The sequence below is a fragment of the Streptococcus sp. FSL K6-1323 genome (assembly GCF_038630745.1).
GTDB lineage: Bacteria > Bacillota > Bacilli > Lactobacillales > Streptococcaceae > Streptococcus > Streptococcus salivarius_D.
In genome coordinates this window covers 1729357-1747994 of sequence record NZ_CP152039.1, presented here as the reverse complement: position 1 = coordinate 1747994, position 18638 = coordinate 1729357, and the positions used below count along the sequence as shown (strand labels likewise).

The window sequence follows — 18638 nt, the reverse complement described above, 5'->3', positions numbered from 1 at the left end:
TTCTCATGATAACACCTAAAAATGAAGATGAAATGACAAGGAGATAACAATTGTTTTATAAATGAAATGTGGTGAGTTAAAAAGATTTTATGCTGTAAAAAAAGGAATATTATCCGATTAATTATGATAAAATGTTAGGTAGGTATATTAAAGTATATTAGAAAGAAAGAGGGAAATAAGATGCTTTCTATTATCGTCCTTGAAGATGATGCCTTGCAGCGTCATCGTGTTAGTCGTTTATTGGACGAAGCAGTTGAGGAGTCGAAGGCCGTTGTTGATGGGATTACCTTTTATGAGCAGGGTCAGGAATTGTTAGATACTGACAGGGACTCAGGTAAATCCATGGTTTATCTTTTGGATATTGACCTCAAGAATCAGACCAAGCAGGGACTAGATATTGGCTTGGAGATTCGAAAAGAAGATTTAAAGGCACAAATTGCTTTTGTAACGGCCTATTCCGAATTTATGCCTTTGACCTTTCGTTATAAGATTCAAGCCCTTGATTTTGTAGATAAATCCATGGACGATGTGGATCTTAAGAGAGCCCTAGTAGAACTATTAGATTTTGCTCAGTCACAGGTTGAACAAGAAACTAAGGCTCAGAGCCTAACTGTCAAAACAGATAAAAATGATGTCAATCTTCCTTATGAAGATATTTTATATATTGAGACAGCTCCGGTACCCCATAAGTTGATTGCCCACACCAAGTTAAACTTGGTAGAATTCTATGGAAAGATTGCAGAAGTAGCAAAGTTGGATGACATTTTCTTCCAAACGCATCGCTCCTTTGTTGTCAATATTAGCAATGTCGCCAGCGTTGATCGTACAGCTAATATGGTATTTTTTGAGGGTGATGAGTCTTGTCTGCTCTCGCGCACACGTAAAAAGGAATTTTTGGAACGGTTGAAAAACCGTTAAAGTTTTAGCTCTCCTTTTTTCTTTAATTGTTATTGAAATTTTTCTGAAATTAGGGATAACTATTCAACTTTATCTCATTTATTATCAGGAATTATGATAGAATAGCAGTATGACCTTTTGTTGTTTATTTAGAATCTTTAGAAGGAAGTTGCTAACCATTAAATGATACTCAATTTACAAATTGCATTAGAGTTTCTTTTGCATTTCATCGTTATACAGTGGATTTACGAAAAGACTAGCCTGGTTAGGATACCACGTATGATTCTTCCTATTGCGTTCCTAGTTGAATGTATAGGGGGAATACTGGGGATGTCATATAATGTCGGTTTGTCCTTTATGACACCTTTCTACCTTCTTTTCTATGCTTATTTCTATGGCAAGGAAAGAACCACCAATATGTTGGCGTTTTATGCCTTCTATCCTCTTGTTCTTTATCTTTTGATTTTTAATGGTTATGCCTACTTTTTGATGCCAGGATTTGGTATCACATCGGATTTTCTTAACAAAAGTTATCTTTATTTTATTTTCTTTGACCTTTTAATTATTCCAACATTTGTTGCTCTTTCCAAACTTCTTAATATTGATTTTAAATATTTGAGGGTCTTGGAACGAGATCGCAAATTTGGTCGGATTATGTTCTTCACTAACTTTGTTTTGATTAGTTATGTGATTCTGAACTATTCCGTAGTTGTGGCTTCGCGTTTCTTTGATTTGTACTATGCTGGCCATATTATAACCTTGATTGGATATATTGCGATTCTTTATGCTGTTTACAGTGTCAATAGATATGCAGATGAGTACTTTGAAAATGAGCGAAAAAAAGAAAATCGTCGTCACTTGGATGACCTAGAGAAGTATTCTGAGCAGGTTGAAAGCCTTTACGAAACGTTACGCAGTTTCCGTCACGACTATACTAATGTCATGATTTCGCTTAATGAAGCCATTCAGATGAAAGACATTGACCAGATTAAGATGATTTATGACAGTGTCCTTAAAGATTCTGCATCAGATCTGAATCAGCAAAAGTTTGATTTGGCAAAATTAACTCGTGTGACCAATATGCCACTTAAGAGTCTTTTATCATCTAAAGTGGCTGAGGCTTTTGATAAAGGTATTCAATGTCATGTGGAGGTTGAAGAGGGGGTCTTCTTCACAGATATGCGTCCACTCGACTTGATTACAATCATATCAATTCTTTGTGATAATGCTATTGAAGCTACTGTATTAGCAGATAAACCAAAATTATCTATTGCTATCTTTAAGATGGAAAATCAATCAGTTATTGTTGTTGAAAATTCAACTAAGGAAGCTTCTATTGATGTAGCTCCTTTGAAACAAAGAGGATTTTCAACGAAAGGAACAGGTCGTGGTTTGGGCTTAGCAAATATCGAGGAGATTCTCTTCAGATACGACAACGTCACGCTTGAAACAGAATCAGCACAACACCGTTTTGTTCAATTATTGTCTATTACACCAAAAGAAGATTAATGGGGACTTAATAAGAATTTTTAGAATTCTTGTTAATCCCTATTTTTATGTTAAAAAGTATGGTAAAATAGGGAAGTTAATCATGTGTTTTTTAATTCAGGGGGATTTATTATGTTGAAAGACGAATGGTTAGAGTACTTTGAGGCTGTTAATGGCCGAAAACCAAGACCAATCGACTTCAAAGAGGCCTTGGAACGAGGAGAGTTTGTTCTCTCTGAAGGTACAGAGGCTAACCAAGTAGCTGATCAAGGTGAATCAGCAGCTGACCAACAGTTTGAAGAAGGAACCGCAACCGCCAGAGCACTAGCTCAGTCTCAGAAAGAGCGTGACAACGCGCAAGAAGCTATGGCAAATGCGGCCCAGGAAAAGAGAAAGGCCCTATCTCAAGAGACTGTTGGTCAAGTAAGAACCATTCAGTCGGGCCGTCAGGCTGAGGATATTCAAAAGGAAGAGGAACAGCGCAAACGCGTCGCAGAGGCTAAGGAACGTTTGGCAAGTTATGCGCCAACTCGTCCAGATGCAGGAAATCATTCTGTTAATACCTTGAGTGAACCTAATCAAGCTATTCCAGTTTTCAGTAACCAAGCACAGCATCTTGGATTATCTGAGGATTTGACAAAACTTGATCGTAAGGAAGAAAAGGCAGCTAAGAAGATTGCTCGTCAAGCTGCTCGTGATAAGAAAAAAGCCGAAAAGCTAGCTTCCAAAGCTAAATCTAAGGAAGAACAGACAGTTGCCAAATTGGAAAAGAGATTGGAAAGTCAGGTTCGTCTTCTAGAAACGATTCAAAACGCTAATCAAAAGTCGCAAAAGGCCAAAAATTGGGGCAAAGGAGCCTTGATTTCTAGTCTTGTTGCTGTTGTTTTGATGTTGCTTGTCGGTGGTGTATACGGTTTTTGGCGTAATGCTTCGGGGAACATTGAGGGAACTTGGGAATTAAAATCGTCTAAGGTCTTGGACGAGAATTCTGGTAAGTTAACCAATGCTCTGAAAGAACATGAAGATAAAGATGAAATTTACGTCTCTTTCCTTAAAGTTGATCATTCTAATAATTTACAAACGCATTCTTACTTCTATAAAGAAGGTGAGGAGGATCAGCCTACTTTTACAGCTTCAGATTATTTGAAGGAATATCAAGTTGTTGATCAGTGGAATAAATCTATTACCTATACTAAAGAAGTTTCAGAATTTAAGCGTGAGTTGACTAAAGTTGTCTCGCAACTTTATCCAAATGCAGATAAGAATCTAGTAGATTACTATATTTCGGATAACGTAGATAACTACCGACTCTACCGTAAAGGAAAACGCACCAAGTCTTATACTGTAAATAAAGATACCTTGGTTGTTTCTACATACAACGAGGATGGCAAGTTGACTAGTCGTGATGCTTATGAGAAAGTGTCAAAGGCAGCTGCTAAGAGTTTAGAAGCTCAATATGCTGAAGCAAAAGTAGCTTATGAAAAAAATCATAAGACCACAACTAAGAAATAGTCTAAAAGGAAGTTAGAGTCAAACTCTAATTTTTTTTATAGAAAATTTAAGTCTGTCAAGTTTTTTTCTTGACACATAAAAATTATATGGTATACTAGTTAAGGTCGAGGGGCGATAAGAGCCCTCACCATAATAAAAAAACTAAAGAAAAGAGATATTAAAAATGGCAGTAAAAATCCGTTTGACTCGTATGGGTTCTAAGAAAAAACCTTTCTACCGTATTAACGTTGCAGATTCACGTGCTCCACGTGATGGACGTTTCATCGAAACAGTTGGTACTTACAACCCACTCGTTGAAGAAAACCAAGTAACACTTAAAGAAGAGCGTGTTCTTGAGTGGTTGTCTAAAGGTGCACAACCTTCAGATACAGTTCGTAACATCCTTTCAAAAGAAGGTGTTATGAAGAAATTCCACGAATCAAAATTCTCAAAATAATTTTTTAGCCTATGGATACCATTGAAAATCTTATTATCGCTATCGTTAAACCTTTAATTGCTTCACCAGATCAGTTGACCATCAAAATCATTGACGGTCCTGAGTATTTGGAGTACCATCTTGATCTTGCCCCAGCCGATATTGGGCGTGTTATCGGGAAAAAAGGACGTACTATTACGGCGATAAGAGCGATTGTCTATTCGGTACCTACTCAAGGTAAAAAAGTTCGTCTTGTTATTGACGAAAAAGAGAAAGCTTAAGAGGTGACCCTAGGGTTGCCTTTTTTGCATATTTTGGTTATAGACTAGAAGTCTTTGGTATAATAAGAACGTCAACTCATTAAGCTCAAGGAAAAACTAGGAATCTAGTTTAAAGGTCAGTTTAATGACTAAGTTGAAGCATTAGCCAAAAAAGGAGTAATTATGACTTATCAGGAAGCATTGGATTGGATTCATGGACAATTAAAATTTGGCATCAAGCCTGGCTTGGAGCGTATGGCTTGGATGCTTAAAGAATTGGGAAATCCACAAGATAATCTCAAGGCTGTGCATATCGTGGGAACAAACGGCAAAGGGTCTACAGTCAATGCCCTACAAACAATTTTTACCCAGGCAGGCTATGAAGTTGGAACCTTTACCTCGCCCTATATTATCGACTTCAAGGAACGAATCTCTCTTAATGGTCAGATGATTTCAGAAGAGGACTTACTTGACTTGGTTAGTCGTGTGAAGCCTGTGGTTGAACGTCTACCAAAAGAGACAGAGCATGAAAATGCGACAGAGTTTGAAATTATCACAGTCCTGATGTTCCTCTATTTTGGTCAGGTCCATCCTGTTGATATCGCATTCATTGAAGCTGGAATGGGCGGCCTTCATGATTCGACTAATCTATTTAAGCCTTTGGCAGTCCTTTGCCCTTCGATTGGTTTAGACCATCAGGCTATTTTGGGAAATACCCATGCTGAAATTGCAGCAGAAAAAGTTGGTGTTTTGAAGAATGGGGCTCCTTTTATTTATGCGACTGACCGTACTGATGTTAGAGATGTTTTCGAGAAGAAGGCGCGTGAAGAAGGGTCCAAGACCTATGAATTGGGGAGAGGTTTCACAGCTGAAGGGTCTAGTCATTCCTTTGATTTTACCTATGGGGAGCAAAGGTTAGATGATATAGCCTTGGCCATGGCTGGTCAACATCAAGTAGCAAATGCTAGTTTAGCTATTATGGCTTCTTTATTGCTTCAAAAAGATTATCCTAAAGTAACTCCTAAACTCATAAAGGACGCACTAGCTCATGCCAATTGGCGAGGTCGAACAGAATTTTTAAGACCTAATCTCATGATTGATGGTGCTCATAATAATGAGAGTGTTAAAGTTTTGATTGACTTGCTGCAATCAGAACATGCAGATAAGGAGATTGAACTTCTCTTTGCGGCTATTGACACCAAGCCTATTGATGGTATGCTGGCTCAACTAAAATCGGTTGGTGACTTGACTGTAACGAGTTTTGACTATCCAAACAGTGTTAAATTAGATAAATACCCAGAGGTTTATAAGCAGGTACCAGATTTCAAAACATGGATTAAAGAACATGTAACGACTGACAATAAGAAACTTTATGTGATTACGGGATCTCTATACTTTATTTCTCAGGTCAGAAAATGGGTTTTAGAGCAGGCAAGTGATGTTTAAGACTTGAAAGATGACATTTAGGGGCGTATAATAACCATCGTATGTTTTAAAAGCAAGGAGATCGCAATGTTTCAACGTCTGAAAAACATTTTAATCGGTGAACCTTTAACTCATGATGATAGTGGTGATGAACACTTATTGTCCAAGATTCAGGCCTTGGCCATGTTGTCGAGTGATGCACTCTCATCTATCGCCTATGGTCCAGAGCAAGTCGTCTTGGTTCTGACAGCTGTATCTAGTGCGGCTATTTGGTGGTCAATCCCTATTGGGCTTTTGGTTCTCGTCCTTTTGGCCAGCCTTACCATCTCTTATAGACAGGTTATCAAGGCCTATCCTCAAGGTGGTGGTGCCTATATGGTAACGACGGAAAATCTGTCTCCTAAGTTTGGCTTGATAGCTGGTGGCAGTCTTTTGGTCGATTACATGTTGACAGTTGCTGTTTCAGTGGCCTCAGGTGCAGATGCCATTACTTCAGCCCTTCCCTTCCTTCATCCTTTCAATCTTGAGATATCAATGATTTTGGTGCTTGTTTTGATGGTTATGAACCTTAGGGGAATGCGTGAATCGGCAAAATCTTTGATGATACCGGTTTATCTCTTCATTGTTTCGACGCTGTTCTTGTTGGGATTTGGTTTCTTTCAAATTTTAACTGGTCATATGCCTTATGCAGCCACAGCTCATTTAGGACAACCCATTACAGGGGTGTCATTGATTCTTATTTTAAGGGCCTTTACCTCAGGTTCTGCCTCATTGACAGGGGTAGAAGCCATTTCTAATGCGGTGCCTTTCTTTCAAAAACCTAAGGCCAAAAATGCAGCTTCAACCCTCTTTATCATGTCTAGCATTTTGGGGGCTATGTTTGCGGGAATTACCTTTCTCAACTGGTGGACAGGTATTACACCTCATGCAGGAGTAACTATCTTGTCACAAATGGCTAGAGAAATTCTTGGTCAATCATGGATTGGTAGTATTCTATTTTACATTTTCCAATTCTCTACTGCTATGATTCTTGCAGTAGCAGCTAACACAGGTTTTTCAGCCTTTCCGATGTTGTCCTTTAATATGGCGAAAAATAAATACATGCCTCACATGTATCTTGAAAAAGGTGCACGTATGGGATACTCTAATGGGATCTTGACACTTGCAATTGGTGCCATTACCCTTTTGTTTATTTTCCGAGGAAATACGGAACGGTTGATTCCGCTTTACACCATCGGTGTATTTATTCCATTTGCTCTTTCTCAAACGGGGATGGTCATCCATTGGATTCGTGAATATGGTAAGGGATTCTGGAAACACTCTTTAGCAAATATCTTAGGTGCCCTCATTTGTTATGCTATCGTTCTCATTCTCTTCCTTTTCCGTTTAGGAGATATCTGGCCATTCTTCCCGATTATTGCAATCTTGATGTGGATGTTCCTTAAGATTAAAAAACACTATAATGGTGTTGCTCAACAGTTGCGTATTGATGGAGCGGTAGAAGAACACCATTATCAAGGAAATATTGTTCTTATCCTTGTTGGGAATGTTACCAAGGCTAATATCGGAGCTATTTCCTATGCACGTTCTATTGGTGACAAGGTTATCGCCATGCATGTATCTACTAAGGATACTGAGAACAAGGACAAGGAAACTGAACAAGAGTTTAAAAAATATTTCCCTGAAATTGAGATGGTTCATATCCAATCACCGTACAGCTCAATCACTCAGTCAACCATTCAGTATGTGGACGAGGTCGCCACTCAAGCTGAGAAGGATAATGCGACTTTGACAGTCATGATTCCTCAGTTTGTACCTAAAAAATCATGGCAAACCATGCTTCACAACCAAATGAGTTTACGATTGAAATATTATCTCAAATGGCGTGAGAATATTGTGGTTTCATCTTATTCTTACCACTTGAAAGACTAAAAAATATAAGCGAAGATAACCTCTATATGAAAGGTAGTCTTCGCTTTTTTTGAGGTTTAGGTAGCTAGGAAATCTCATTTTTTGCTAGAAAAATCCAGCGAAATAAGGTATAATAGATAGTATTATAACGTTGCAAGAGGAAATTATGGCAAATCAAGAAAAAGTAGAACAAGCAGTCTATCAACTATTGGAAGCTCTAGGTGAAAATCCTGAGCGTGAGGGACTTTTGGACACACCAAAACGTGTGGCTAAGATGTATGCTGAAATGTTTTCAGGTCTAAATGAAGACCCTAAGGATCAATTTACAGCTGTCTTTTCAGAAGTCCATGACGAAGTTGTCCTTGTCAAGGATATTCCTTTTTACTCTATGTGTGAGCACCATTTGGTTCCATTTTATGGTAAGGCCCACGTGGCTTATTTGCCAAGTGGAGACAAGGTGACAGGACTTTCCAAATTAGCGCGTGCGGTTGAAGTAGCTGCTCGTCGTCCACAGTTGCAAGAACGTCTTACAGATCAAGTTGCTACAGCACTTGAAGAAGCTCTGAATCCTCGAGGAGTTTTTGTCATGGTTGAAGCAGAGCACATGTGCATGACCATGCGAGGCATTAAGAAACCAGGAAGTAAGACAATCACAACTGTCGCTAAGGGCCTTTATAAAGAAGACCGTGAAGAACGCAAGGAAATTCTTTCATTGATGCGTGATTTTTAGGAGTTAAGATGTTTATCGGTAAACATGAGATTGCAGGTAAGGCCTGTATTATGGGAATCTTGAATGTCACCCCTGATTCTTTCTCAGATGGTGGCGATTTTGACACTGTAGAGGATGCGTTGGCTCAGGTTGAGCGTATGATTGCCCAGGGAGCTGCCATTATCGATGTCGGTGGCGAATCTACAGGACCAGGAGCAGAATTTGTGACCGAGGAAGAAGAGATTGCTCGTATCGTGCCAGTTATTCAGGCTATCAAGGCAAAATATGATGTGCTCATCAGTATTGATACCTATAAGACAGCTACTGCCAGAGCTGCTCTTGAAGCAGGGGCAGATATTCTAAATGACGTCTGGGCTGGACTCTATGATGGTCAGATGCTAGCTTTAGCAGCTGAAAAGAATGTGCCGATTATTCTCATGCATAATCAAAAAGAAGAAGTATACAATGATGTCACAGAAGATGTCTGTACCTTTCTCAGTCAACGTGCCCAAGCTGCCTTGGAAGCAGGTGTGGCCAAGGACAATATCTGGATTGATCCAGGCTTTGGCTTTGCGAAAAATGTCCAACACAATATTGACCTGCTAAAAGGTTTGGACAAGGTCGTTGCCTTGGGCTATCCTGTTCTTTTTGGGATTTCTCGTAAGCGAGTTGTAAACTACCTACTAGGTGGAAATACTCAGGCTAAGGATCGTGACCAGGGGACAGCAGCTTTATCTGGATATGCTGTTAGCAAGGGCTGTCAGATTGTCCGTGTGCATAATGTTGACGCCAATCGTGATATTGTTAAGACCATTTCAGGAATTCTATGATACTAAAAAAAGCTCAATTGAGCTTTTTTTCTTAGTCTTGAATTGTCCAAACGCTGACAGATTTTTCAGAAACTGGGAAGTCTCCCCATCCGTCTTCGTCGATGGTTACAGTATCAGAGCAGTTTCCAAGAATGTCGTAGAAGGTTTGGCCGGCCCAATCACTACCAATTTCCATAGACTTGCTGTTAGCAGCATCATTAGAGATTGTTACAGCTAATGGAGAGCCATCTTCGTTGCCAGAGCGTGTCCATCCAATACAGTTTGGATCATCAAAGTAGTCTGTTTGCTCTCCGTAAGCTAGGTCTTTACGAGCGTAGAGCAAGGTATCTAGGATTTCTTGGAAATTTTCTTGGGCAAATTCACCTTCGATGCCATAGTAGTCACCATAAAATAGGCAAGGAAGACCGTCTTCACGGAGAAGGATGAGAGCATAAGCAGCTGGTTTAAACCATTCTTCAACAGTAGATTCTAGAGCTTGTCCGCGTTGAGTGTCGTGGTTGTCTACGAAGGTTACAGCATGTTCAGGATGATTCTTGACCAAGGAATGATCGAAAATTGTCGTCAAATCATAATCAGATCCGGCTGTGCTAGCGTTGTGTAGATTGTTGTGAAGCGGAACATCGACGAGGTCAAAACGTTTTTCAATCTTTTCAAGATAGGTATTATTATCTTCTTCATTACCATTCCAAAATTCACCAAAGACATAGAAATCCTGCCCTTGTTTTTCTTTGACATCACGGATAAAGTTACGCATGAAGAATGAATCGATGTGCTTGATTGCATCCATTCGGAATCCTTGAACACCTGTTGTTTCAACGAACCAATCTGCCCATTCGTAAATGTTTTCAATAACTTCAGGGTGTTTATAGTCTAGGTTAGCATACATGAGGTAGTCAAAGTTCCCATTTTCGTTATCAACTAAGTCGTTGTCTGCCCAACCTTTGTTGTCACCTTGGATAAGATAGATGCCACTTTTATTACGTTTGGCATCGAAGTCAGTTCCGTTAAAGTGGTACCAGTGCCATTCAAAATCGTTGTAGGCTTTATTGCGTCCGTTAAAGGTGAAATGTGTCCAGCCTTCGATTTCAAATGGTTCGCTGATTTCTTGGGTGCGGTCCTCTGGGTCAACTTCGACCACTTCGAAGGTCTCGAGTTTATCGGCTGCTGCCTTGTGGTTAAGCACAACGTCGGCCATAGGTACAATACCAACTTCTTTGAGTTGGTTGATAGCATTGAGATACTCTTCTTTGAGGCCGTATTTTGTGCGGACTGTTCCTTTTTGGTCGAATTCTCCAAGGTCAAAGAGGTCATAGACTCCGTAACCAACATCATCTTTGTTGGTGGCCTTAAAAGCAGGTGGCATCCAAACGTGGCTGATGCCCAGGTCTGCTAAATGTTGGGCATCTTCAGCCAAATTGTTCCAGTGTTGTCCGTCACTTGGGAGATACCACTCAAAGTATTGCATTGCGGTTTGATTTGTCATAGTTTTTTTCCTTATTAGTTGAGATAGTCTTGCTTGTAATTCAGGAGTCTTTTTAACTCCTGTGCCTATATTTTACCAAATCAGAAGAATTATGCAACCGATTGCATACGCGTAAACACAATAACTTCAGATCTGTCTAAAATATCATACTAATTAGAGACCAACTTTTCAACTGTTTTGTGCTAGAATAAAGAGGAGTCTAGTCGTGTGAAGGAGAAACTATGGATAAAATTATTTTAAATGGTTGCCGTTTTTATGGCTATCACGGGGCTTTTGCTGAGGAACAGACCCTGGGACAAATTTTTGTGGTAGATTTGGAATTGGCTGTTGATCTAACCAAGGCCTCACAGAGTGACAATCTAGATGATACGGTTCACTATGGATTGGTTTTTGAAGCTGTGCAAAAACAAGTGGAAGATAAAAAGTACATTTTGATTGAGCGTTTAGCTGGTGCAATTTGCGAGGATCTATTTGCACAGTTTCCACCAATTCAATCTATTAAAGTTCGAATTACCAAGGAAAATCCCCCAATTAATGGGCATTATAAGAGTGTTGGTATCGAATTGGAGCGTAGCCGATGACAAGAGTTTATTTGAGTTTGGGATCTAATATGGGAGACCGTCAGGGCTATCTTCAAAAAGCTGTGAAGGCCTTGAATGACCTACCTGAGACGGAGGTTAAAGCGGTATCCTCTTATTATGAAACGGCTGCTTGGGGACTGACAAATCAGGCTGATTTTTTGAATCTTGCCTTGGCTTTAGAGACGAAGTTGCCAGCAGAGACCTTACTAAGGTCATGTCAGCAAATTGAAAAAGATCTTGATCGCGTTCGTCATGAGCATTGGGGGCCTCGGACGGTAGATATAGATATTCTTCTATATGGGCAGGAAATATGGGAGATTGAGCACCTTAAAGTGCCCCACCCTTATATGAGCCAGAGAGCTTTTGTTTTGGTGCCCTTAGTAGAAATAGCAGATGATTTGGTTGACCCTAAAACTGGGCAAGCCTACAAAAATTATTTGAGTCACTTAAACACTAGTGATGTCCGTAAATTGGAGCTTATGGACTAGCTTTGCGTGAAATTCCTTGTCGTCAGGATGGGGAATTTTTGCTATAATTAAACTTGGCTTTTTGCTGTATTTTTCTTCTAATTTTTTGGGAAAAATACTAACTCATTTTTAGGTAGTGATAGTAATATGGGGAAGTCTATCACGATACCTACAAAGAAATTAATGTATAGAAAAAGTATGGAAAATAACATGTTAGATGAACTTAAAGAAGATTTAGTGGGGATTGATATTCGTTTCGACGAACCCTTAAAACGTTATACATATACCAAGGTTGGTGGTCCAGCAGATTATTTGGCCTTTCCACGTAACCGCTATGAACTCTCTCGTATTGTCAAATTTGCTAATAAGCATGACATTCCTTGGATGGTGCTTGGTAATGCCAGTAATTTGATTGTCCGTGACGGTGGTATCAGAGGTTTTGTGATTATGTTTGACAGGCTCAATGGTATCGCAGTTAATGGTTATCAAATTGAAGCTGAAGCGGGAGCTAACTTGATTGCGACAACCAAGGTGGCTCGTTTCCAAAGTTTGACCGGTTTTGAATTTGCTGCGGGGATTCCAGGTAGTATTGGTGGTGCTGTCTTTATGAATGCTGGTGCCTATGGTGGCGAGATTGCCCATATCTTGGTTTCTGCTCAGGTTCTTACAAAAGACGGTGATATTCGTACGATTGACGCAAGAGATATGCGTTTTGGTTATCGTCGTTCAGTGCTCCAAGAAACAGGTGAAGTGGTTATCTCAGCTAAATTTAACCTCAAACCAGGAGATTACGAGCAAATCAAGAATGAGATGAATCGTCTTAATCATTTGCGAGAGCTTAAACAACCTCTTGAATACCCTTCATGTGGTTCGGTCTTTAAACGCCCACCAGGTCATTTTGCAGGTCAGCTTATTGTGGAAGCTAATCTCAAGGGACATCGTATCGGTGGTGTTGAGGTGTCAACTAAGCATGCTGGATTCATGGTCAATGTTGATCACGGAACAGCTAAAGACTATGAAGACCTTATTGCAGATGTCATCGCTAAGGTTAAGGAAAATTCAGGTGTAACACTTGAGCCTGAAGTACGTATCATTGGCGACAAATTAAACTAATAAAACCCTATCCCTATATTTGCTATCCATGGAGGATTTATGACAATTGACTAATCCGATTATTGCCTTTCGAAACGTCTCAAAAGTGTTTGAAGATAGTGGCACACAAGTTTTAAAAGACATCAACTTTGAACTAGAAGAAGGTAAGTTCTATACCCTACTCGGGGCTTCTGGTTCTGGTAAATCAACGATTTTGAACATCATTGCAGGTCTCTTAGATGCGACCAGTGGTGACGTCCTTTTGGATGGAAAGCGTATCAATGATATTCCTATTAATAAAAGGGATGTCCACACCGTTTTTCAATCTTACGCCCTCTTTCCACATATGAATGTCTTTGACAATGTGGCTTTTGCCCTTAAATTGAAAAAGGTGCCAAAAAAGGAAATCGAAGAGCGTGTAGAAGAAGCCTTAAAGATGGTTCAACTAAATGGTTATCAAAAGCGCTCAATTCAAAAATTATCAGGTGGTCAACGTCAACGTGTGGCCATTGCCCGTGCGATTATTAACCAACCACGTGTGGTCCTTTTGGATGAGCCCTTGTCAGCACTGGATTTGAAACTACGTACTGAAATGCAATACGAGTTGCGCGAATTACAGCAACGTCTAGGGATTACCTTTGTCTTTGTTACCCACGACCAAGAAGAAGCCTTGGCCATGTCGGATTGGATTTTTGTTATGAACGATGGTGAAATTGTTCAATCAGGAACTCCGGTTGATATCTATGACGAACCTATCAATCACTTCGTTGCAACCTTTATTGGAGAATCTAACATCCTGCCAGGCGTTATGATTGAGGACTATTTGGTTGAGTTCAATGGGAAACGTTTTGAATCTGTTGATGGAGGAATGCGTCCTAACGAACCTGTCGAAGTGGTTATTCGTCCTGAAGATTTACAGATTACACTTCCTGAGGAAGGTAAACTGCAAGTTCGTGTGGAAACTCAGCTCTTCCGTGGGGTCCACTATGAAATCATTGCCTATGACAATCTTGGCAATGAATGGATGATTCACTCAACCCGTAAGGCAATTGAGGGTGAGATTATCGGTCTTGATTTTACGCCTGAGGATATTCATATCATGCGTCTTAATGAGACAGAAGAAGAATTTGATGCACGTATTGAAGAATATGTGGAAGTGGAAGAGCATGAAGATGGCTTGATTAATGCCATTGAGGAGGAGCGCTATGAAGAAAACAGCTAGCCTCTTCTCGGTACCTTACCTGCTTTGGCTCCTACTCTTCGTGGTTGCTCCAGTGCTCATGCTACTCTATCAGTCTTTCTTTGATATCAGTGGCAACTTTACATTGGATAATTATGGCACCTTCTTTTCCAGTTGGACTTACTTAAGGATGAGTTTTAACTCGGTTCTTTATGCAGCCATCATTACTCTAGTAACCCTCCTCATTTCTTATCCGACGGCATATCTCTTAACCAGATTGAAGCATAAACAACTTTGGTTGATGTTGGTCATTTTGCCAACCTGGGTCAATCTCCTTCTGAAAGCCTATGCTTTTATGGGGATTTTTGGCCAACAAGGTGGTATCAATGCCTTTCTTGGTTTCTTTGGGATTGCACCCATGCAAATACTCTTTACGGACTTCTCCTTTATTTTCGTGGCTAGCTACATTGAAATTCCCTTCATGATTTTACCGATTTTCAATGCACTGGATGATTTGGATGAAAATATTGTGAATGCAAGTAAAGATTTGGGAGCCAATGATTGGCAGACCTTTACCAAGGTTATTTTTCCCTTATCGCTTAATGGGGTACGCTCTGGTGTCCAGTCGGTCTTCATTCCTAGTCTCAGCCTCTTTATGCTGACACGCTTGATTGGTGGTAACCGAGTTATCACCCTAGGGACAGCTATCGAACAGCACTTCCTCACGACACAAAACTGGGGAATGGGGGCAACCATTGGTGTTGTTCTTATTGTTGCTATGATTGCGACAATGTGGTTAACAAAGGAGAGACGTCAATGAAAAAATTTGCAAATCTCTATTTAGCTCTTGTCTTTGTTATCCTTTACCTGCCAATCTTTTATTTAATCGCCTATTCTTTCAATAGTGGTGGCGATATGAATAGTTTCACAGGTTTTACTCTGGATAACTACCAGAGCATGTTTTCAGATAGCCGTCTTATGTTAATTCTGGCTCAAACCTTCTTTTTAGCTTTCCTTAGCGCTCTTCTGGCAACGATTATTGGTACCTTTGGGTCTATCTTTATCTATGAGAGTAAACAGAAGCAACAGACTGGGATTTTATCCCTAAATAACGTGCTCATGGTTGCACCGGACGTCATGATTGGTGCTAGTTTCTTGATTCTCTTCACCTTGATTGGTTTCCAACTAGGCTTTGTTTCTGTCTTATTGAGTCACATTGCCTTTTCAATCCCAATCGTGGTTCTCATGGTGTTGCCACGTCTCAAGGAAATGAATCGAGATATGGTGAATGCCGCTTATGACCTAGGTGCAACTCAATGGCAGATGTTACGTGAGGTTATGTTGCCATACTTGACACCTGGTATTATTGCTGGTTATTTCATGGCCTTTACCTATTCGTTGGATGACTTTGCAGTAACCTTCTTTGTAACGGGGAATGGTTTTTCAACACTTGCTGTGGAAATTTACTCACGTGCACGTAAGGGGATTTCTCTGGAAATCAATGCCTTGTCAACCGTTGTTTTCCTATTCTCTATTCTTTTAGTGATAGGTTATTATGCGATTACCAAGGAGAAGGAGGAGCAGGATGCGTAGACTCTATCAATTTCTGGCAGGTATCTTAGCCATTATCTTCTTCCTTTGGGGCATCTCTGCCTACATGCAGAGTCGTACTGGAAATGTGTCAGACAAATTAGTTATCTATAACTGGGGTGATTATATTGACCCAGACCTTCTGACCAAGTTTACAAAAGAAACGGGCATCAAGGTCCAGTACGAAACCTTTGATTCCAATGAAGCCATGTATACCAAGATTAAGCAGGGCGGAACAACCTACGATATCGCTGTGCCGTCAGACTATACCATTGATAAAATGGTTAAGGAAGACCTTTTGGTGAAGTTGGATAAATCTAAAATCAAAGGTTTTGACCAGATTGGTTCAAGCTTTAAAGGGCTTAGTTTTGACCCTCACAATGACTATTCCATCCCTTATTTCTGGGGAACTGTCGGTATTGTTTATAATACAAAATTGGTGAAAAAAGCACCACAGCACTGGGATGATCTTTGGTCACCAGATTACAAAAACCAGATTATGCTAGTTGATGGTGCGCGTGAAGTCCTTGGTTTCTCACTCAATAGCCTGGGATATAGCTTGAATACGAAGAACATGACTGAATTACGTTTGGCTGAAACTAAACTTAATAGTCTAACACCAAATATCAAGGCTATTGTTGGTGATGAGATGAAGGGCTACATGGTTCAAGGTGACGCAGCTATCGGAGTGACTTTCTCAGGGGAAGCTAGTGAGATGCTTGATAAAAATGAGGACCTACGTTATGTTGTCCCATCTGAAGGCTCAAACCTTTGGTTTGATAATCTGGTGATTCCTAAGACTGTAAAGCATGAAAAAGAGGCTTATGCCTTTATCAACTTCATGCTTAAACCGGAAAATGCAGCGCAAAATGCTGAATATATCGGTTATGCCACACCTAACCAAGCAGCTAAAGCCTTGCTTCCAAAGAGTATCACCGATGATAAAGCCTTTTATCCCTCAGAATCAACCATTAAAAACCTTGAAGTTTATAACAACTTAGGACAAAAATGGCTCGGAATCTATAACGATATTTACCTTCAAGTTAAGATGTATCGTAAATAAGTCATTTGAGATTTGAGTTTTAGATGCCATCTAGAATGATTCTTCAAACGATTTTATTTTCGAAAATACTAAGAGGCTGAAACGCAATCGTTTCAGCCTTTTTCTTATTTCGAAAAGTCTCGCCTGTTGCGTACAACTCTCTCGATTAGCAGGAATTTTCAAGTTTTCAGGAGTGCTGACACATCAGTGATAAAGAAAGTGTCTCTTTTACACTATTTCGAACGAGCCATGCTATTTTTCTTGAAAAATTGTATTACTGTGCTATAATAAAACAAAGAAATTTTTAATGTTTATTTTGGAGGACTTAACATGCAAGCAGCACTTCTCTTTTTACTGTTTTCCTTCCTGATTATTTTGGGAATTCTCATCAGTATGCTTTACGTTGTACGTCAACAGTCAGTGGCTATCGTTGAACGTTTTGGACGTTATCAAAAAATTGCAACGAGTGGGATTCATATGCGTTTACCATTTGGTATCGATAAAATTGCCGCTCGTATTCAACTACGTTTGCTTCAAAGTGAGATTGTGGTTGAGACTAAGACAAAGGACAATGTTTTTGTCATGATGAATGTGGCCACTCAATATCGTGTTAATGAGCAAAATGTTACAGATGCATACTATAAACTCATGCGTCCAGAGGCTCAAATTAAATCATACATTGAGGATGCTCTCCGTTCATCAGTTCCTAAATTGACACTTGATGAGCTCTTTGAGAAGAAAGATGAAATTGCCCTTGAGGTTCAACACCAAGTGGCTGAAGAAATGACAACTTATGGTTATATCATTGTTAAGACTTTGATTACCAAAGTTGAACCAGATGCTGAAGTTAAACAGTCTATGAATGAAATCAATGCTGCCCAACGTAAGCGTGTAGCAGCTCAAGAATTGGCAGAAGCTGATAAGATTAAGATTGTCACAGCAGCTGAAGCCGAAGCTGAAAAAGATCGCCTTCACGGGGTTGGTATTGCCCAACAACGTAAGGCTATCGTTGATGGATTGGCTGAATCAATCGCAGAACTTAAAGAGGCCAATGTGGGTATGTCTGAAGAGCAGATTATGTCTATTCTCTTGACTAACCAATACTTAGATACGCTTAATACTTTTGCGGCTAAAGGCAATCAAACCTTATTCCTACCAAATAATCCAAACGGTGTGGATGATATTCGTACCCAAATTTTGTCAGCCTTAAAGACAGATAATAAAAATTAAGCACAAAAGGAAGCCAGATCTATACGATCTGACTTTTTTTGATTTATTTTTCTAGGAATTGCGTCAAACGAATAACTTCAATCTTATAGCCATCTGGATCAGTGATAAAGTAGTACATTTTTGGTTTACCAGGAAGACCTGAGAGGTCTGTGACAGTATAGCCAGCCTCTTTGTGAGCTTGGTGTGTAGCTTCTAGGTCATCAACACCAATGGCGATATGACCATATCCATCCCCGAGATCATAAGCTTCATGGTCGTAGTTGTAGGTTAATTCCAACTCGTAATCAGGATCATCTTCGAGTTGCAAGTAGACAAGGGTGAATTTATATTCTGGAAAATCATTGCGACGAGCTTCTTTGAAACCAAGAGCTTCTTTATAAAATTTAAGTGAGGCTTCTAGGTCCTTGACACGGACACAAGTGTGTAGAAATTTAGTCATGTGAGATACTCCTTTTATCTAATTCTGTAAGTTTATGATAGCATTTTGGAACCGTTTTTTCTAGTTTTAGCTCTTTTGTGTTATAAT

General features: G+C 39.8%; 19 protein-coding genes. 17 read left to right on the top strand and 2 right to left on the bottom strand.

The genetic code is table 11. The features are described 5' to 3' along the window. The first annotated feature begins 180 nt into the window (after nt 1-180). The 9 genes from NST80_RS08090 to folP all read left to right on the top strand — a co-directional run bounded on the left by NST80_RS08090 (nt 181) and on the right by folP (nt 9447). A complete protein-coding gene (locus NST80_RS08090) occupies nt 181-918 on the top strand; it encodes a LytTR family DNA-binding domain-containing protein (RefSeq protein ID WP_013991018.1) in 738 nt (245 codons plus the stop codon). Between the two features lie 309 nt (nt 919-1227). Next, nucleotides 1228-2406 carry a GHKL domain-containing protein gene (locus NST80_RS08085; RefSeq protein ID WP_342504595.1) on the top strand — a complete coding sequence of 393 codons (1179 nt, stop codon included), beginning with the start codon at nt 1228-1230 and terminating at the stop codon, nt 2404-2406. 111 nt (nt 2407-2517) lie between these two features. After that, nucleotides 2518-3897, top strand: a complete 1380-nt coding sequence (locus NST80_RS08080; RefSeq protein WP_084869348.1) for a hypothetical protein — start codon at nt 2518-2520, stop codon at nt 3895-3897. 163 nt (nt 3898-4060) lie between these two features. Continuing rightward, nucleotides 4061-4333, top strand: coding sequence for a 30S ribosomal protein S16 (gene rpsP / locus NST80_RS08075; protein WP_002884675.1), 273 nt, complete (start codon nt 4061-4063; stop codon nt 4331-4333). A gap of 11 nt (nt 4334-4344) precedes the next feature. Next, nucleotides 4345-4593: a KH domain-containing protein gene (locus tag NST80_RS08070; RefSeq protein WP_073685868.1), complete on the top strand. Its 249-nt coding sequence runs from the start codon at nt 4345-4347 to the stop codon at nt 4591-4593. Nucleotides 4594-4755: 162 nt separating this feature from the next. Further along, a complete protein-coding gene (locus NST80_RS08065) occupies nt 4756-6018 on the top strand; it encodes a folylpolyglutamate synthase/dihydrofolate synthase family protein (protein ID WP_342504594.1) in 1263 nt (420 codons plus the stop codon). Between the two features lie 66 nt (nt 6019-6084). Next, on the top strand, nt 6085-7929 hold the full coding sequence (locus tag NST80_RS08060) for an APC family permease (protein ID WP_073688807.1): 1845 nt from the start codon (nt 6085-6087) through the stop codon (nt 7927-7929). A 145-nt stretch (nt 7930-8074) separates the two neighbouring features. After that, on the top strand, nt 8075-8638 hold the full coding sequence (gene folE / locus NST80_RS08055; protein WP_002884345.1) for a GTP cyclohydrolase I FolE: 564 nt from the start codon (nt 8075-8077) through the stop codon (nt 8636-8638). Nucleotides 8639-8646: 8 nt separating this feature from the next. Then, nucleotides 8647-9447: a dihydropteroate synthase gene (gene folP / locus NST80_RS08050; RefSeq protein ID WP_070437742.1), complete on the top strand. Its 801-nt coding sequence runs from the start codon at nt 8647-8649 to the stop codon at nt 9445-9447. A gap of 31 nt (nt 9448-9478) precedes the next feature. On the opposite strand, the gene NST80_RS08045 is transcribed toward folP, so the two are convergent. Then, nucleotides 9479-10930: an alpha-amylase gene (locus NST80_RS08045; protein WP_118058259.1), complete on the bottom strand. Its 1452-nt coding sequence runs from the start codon at nt 10928-10930 to the stop codon at nt 9479-9481. Between the two features lie 221 nt (nt 10931-11151). Here NST80_RS08045 and folB point away from each other — a divergent pair, with 221 nt between their 5' ends. From folB to NST80_RS08005, 8 genes are all read left to right on the top strand, one after another. After that, complete coding sequence (gene folB, locus NST80_RS08040; RefSeq protein WP_004183107.1) at nt 11152-11511, top strand: dihydroneopterin aldolase; 360 nt, start codon at nt 11152-11154, stop codon at nt 11509-11511. Then, nucleotides 11508-11999 carry a 2-amino-4-hydroxy-6-hydroxymethyldihydropteridine diphosphokinase gene (folK, locus tag NST80_RS08035; RefSeq protein ID WP_096832656.1) on the top strand — a complete coding sequence of 164 codons (492 nt, stop codon included), beginning with the start codon at nt 11508-11510 and terminating at the stop codon, nt 11997-11999. The genes folB and folK overlap by 4 nt, the downstream gene beginning before the upstream one ends. A gap of 189 nt (nt 12000-12188) precedes the next feature. Continuing rightward, nucleotides 12189-13091 (top strand): UDP-N-acetylmuramate dehydrogenase, encoded by a 903-nt coding sequence (gene murB / locus NST80_RS08030; RefSeq protein ID WP_096832657.1) that lies wholly within the window; start codon nt 12189-12191, stop codon nt 13089-13091. Between the two features lie 46 nt (nt 13092-13137). Then, nucleotides 13138-14292, top strand: coding sequence for an ABC transporter ATP-binding protein (locus NST80_RS08025; protein ID WP_002884517.1), 1155 nt, complete (start codon nt 13138-13140; stop codon nt 14290-14292). Then, nucleotides 14276-15070, top strand: coding sequence for an ABC transporter permease (locus tag NST80_RS08020; RefSeq protein WP_002884253.1), 795 nt, complete (start codon nt 14276-14278; stop codon nt 15068-15070). Before NST80_RS08025 ends, NST80_RS08020 begins: the two co-directional genes overlap by 17 nt. After that, nucleotides 15067-15843: an ABC transporter permease gene (locus NST80_RS08015; RefSeq protein ID WP_002884421.1), complete on the top strand. Its 777-nt coding sequence runs from the start codon at nt 15067-15069 to the stop codon at nt 15841-15843. The genes NST80_RS08020 and NST80_RS08015 overlap by 4 nt, the downstream gene beginning before the upstream one ends. Further along, a complete protein-coding gene (locus NST80_RS08010; protein ID WP_002884479.1) occupies nt 15836-16903 on the top strand; it encodes an ABC transporter substrate-binding protein in 1068 nt (355 codons plus the stop codon). The genes NST80_RS08015 and NST80_RS08010 overlap by 8 nt, the downstream gene beginning before the upstream one ends. A 309-nt stretch (nt 16904-17212) precedes the next feature. Continuing rightward, on the top strand, nt 17213-18112 hold the full coding sequence (locus NST80_RS08005; RefSeq protein ID WP_004183097.1) for an SPFH domain-containing protein: 900 nt from the start codon (nt 17213-17215) through the stop codon (nt 18110-18112). Nucleotides 18113-18155: 43 nt separating this feature from the next. Here NST80_RS08005 and NST80_RS08000 read toward each other — a convergent pair whose 3' ends face one another. Further along, nucleotides 18156-18551 (bottom strand): VOC family protein, encoded by a 396-nt coding sequence (locus tag NST80_RS08000; RefSeq protein ID WP_004183092.1) that lies wholly within the window; start codon nt 18549-18551, stop codon nt 18156-18158. Nucleotides 18552-18638 lie beyond the last annotated feature (87 nt).

Bases quoted from the DNA above. Each gene is read 5' to 3' on its own strand.
- NST80_RS08090 (WP_013991018.1), top strand. From the start codon at position 181: ATGCTTTCTATTATCGTCCTTGAAGATGATGCCTTGCAGCGTCATCGT.
- NST80_RS08085 (WP_342504595.1), top strand. From the start codon at position 1,228: ATGTCATATAATGTCGGTTTGTCCTTTATGACACCTTTCTACCTTCTT.
- NST80_RS08080 (WP_084869348.1), top strand. From the start codon at position 2,518: ATGTTGAAAGACGAATGGTTAGAGTACTTTGAGGCTGTTAATGGCCGA.
- rpsP (WP_002884675.1), top strand. From the start codon at position 4,061: ATGGCAGTAAAAATCCGTTTGACTCGTATGGGTTCTAAGAAAAAACCT.
- NST80_RS08070 (WP_073685868.1), top strand. From the start codon at position 4,345: ATGGATACCATTGAAAATCTTATTATCGCTATCGTTAAACCTTTAATT.
- NST80_RS08065 (WP_342504594.1), top strand. From the start codon at position 4,756: ATGACTTATCAGGAAGCATTGGATTGGATTCATGGACAATTAAAATTT.
- NST80_RS08060 (WP_073688807.1), top strand. From the start codon at position 6,085: ATGTTTCAACGTCTGAAAAACATTTTAATCGGTGAACCTTTAACTCAT.
- folE (WP_002884345.1), top strand. From the start codon at position 8,075: ATGGCAAATCAAGAAAAAGTAGAACAAGCAGTCTATCAACTATTGGAA.
- folP (WP_070437742.1), top strand. From the start codon at position 8,647: ATGTTTATCGGTAAACATGAGATTGCAGGTAAGGCCTGTATTATGGGA.
- NST80_RS08045 (WP_118058259.1), bottom strand. From the start codon at position 10,930: ATGACAAATCAAACCGCAATGCAATACTTTGAGTGGTATCTCCCAAGT.
- folB (WP_004183107.1), top strand. From the start codon at position 11,152: ATGGATAAAATTATTTTAAATGGTTGCCGTTTTTATGGCTATCACGGG.
- folK (WP_096832656.1), top strand. From the start codon at position 11,508: ATGACAAGAGTTTATTTGAGTTTGGGATCTAATATGGGAGACCGTCAG.
- murB (WP_096832657.1), top strand. From the start codon at position 12,189: ATGTTAGATGAACTTAAAGAAGATTTAGTGGGGATTGATATTCGTTTC.
- NST80_RS08020 (WP_002884253.1), top strand. From the start codon at position 14,276: ATGAAGAAAACAGCTAGCCTCTTCTCGGTACCTTACCTGCTTTGGCTC.
- NST80_RS08015 (WP_002884421.1), top strand. From the start codon at position 15,067: ATGAAAAAATTTGCAAATCTCTATTTAGCTCTTGTCTTTGTTATCCTT.
- NST80_RS08010 (WP_002884479.1), top strand. From the start codon at position 15,836: ATGCGTAGACTCTATCAATTTCTGGCAGGTATCTTAGCCATTATCTTC.
- NST80_RS08005 (WP_004183097.1), top strand. From the start codon at position 17,213: ATGCAAGCAGCACTTCTCTTTTTACTGTTTTCCTTCCTGATTATTTTG.
- NST80_RS08000 (WP_004183092.1), bottom strand. From the start codon at position 18,551: ATGACTAAATTTCTACACACTTGTGTCCGTGTCAAGGACCTAGAAGCC.